Below are 865 nucleotides of genomic sequence, written 5' to 3'. Positions count from 1 at the left end.
AGCACGGAGGCGTGCCGGTGCACAAACATAGGCGGTCTCCGATGCTTCGGCTTGACAATCGGCGCCGGTTCCCGACTTTGGCAATGCCCTCCAGCTTTGGCAGTCGTCTCTCCTTCATTCGGTTACTGGCCAATAAAAGGACATTGCAGGAGCGCTATTCACTAGAAGCAACCAAAACGCTCCTTTATTTGAACGGAGCGCGTTTAGATTCGAACCGTTTAAATGAACTACAGCATTCTGGTCTGTTTAGAGCGTTCGCCCGGCAGTTGGAAGTTGGTGGGTCACGCCCCGTGCGCAACGGGTCCCGGATTTCCGTTGGTATCCTAGTTTAGCGAGCATATCGTCAGAAAAACCGCGATCAGCACCCCGTAGACATAGGCGATGATTCGCTTGGAGGTGTGGCAAAACGACGCAAACGCCTCGTCGGAATACAGGGCGGGGTAAACTGCGGGGCGGGGAAACAATCGATAGGGTGCAAGAGAAGCGGTGTATGCCTTCCGTAGATGTAGAAATTCTTGCTCGCTCAGAAGCGCCCCGCGGAAGGCGGAGAAGTACTGCAACAATCGGTTGATCCGGTACCGGTTATAGAGCGACCCGCCTACGACGTGAACCAGTCCCAGCAGCCAGACAGCCAATTCGAACGTGCTCATGAAGGTCGTAGCAAGGGAGGGGTAACCGGCGGCCTCGCCCTAAACGATGCGACCGGTTGGGCAATTTATGACGCGTTTGCACCACCGTTTAAGCAAACGTGAGGTACCACCTATCTTGGTGCTTTATTCCTTTCGCTAAACGAACTCGTGATGACGTGGCTGCCCTCTTTCGTTAAGCTCTTCCTGCTGTTTGTTGCCGGCCTGGTGTTGTCCCT

Annotated in this window: 1 protein-coding gene; it reads right to left on the bottom strand. The window is 54.6% G+C overall.

The annotated features are described in order from the left end of the window. Nucleotides 1–323: 323 nt before the first annotated feature. A complete protein-coding gene (locus ACP7AJ_RS21435; protein WP_426062281.1) occupies nucleotides 324–650 on the bottom strand; it encodes a hypothetical protein in 327 nt (108 codons plus the stop codon). Nucleotides 651–865: the final 215 nt, after the last annotated feature.

This window comes from Hymenobacter sp. B1770, assembly GCF_049896385.1.
In the GTDB taxonomy this organism is placed as follows: Bacteria; Bacteroidota; Bacteroidia; order Cytophagales; family Hymenobacteraceae; genus Hymenobacter.
This window is presented reverse-complemented; position numbering and strand designations above follow the sequence as displayed.

What these genes read in the sequence shown, in the direction of transcription:
- ACP7AJ_RS21435 (WP_426062281.1), bottom strand. Translation starts at nt 650, where the DNA reads ATGAGCACGTTCGAATTGGCTGTCTGGCTGCTGGGACTGGTTCACGTC.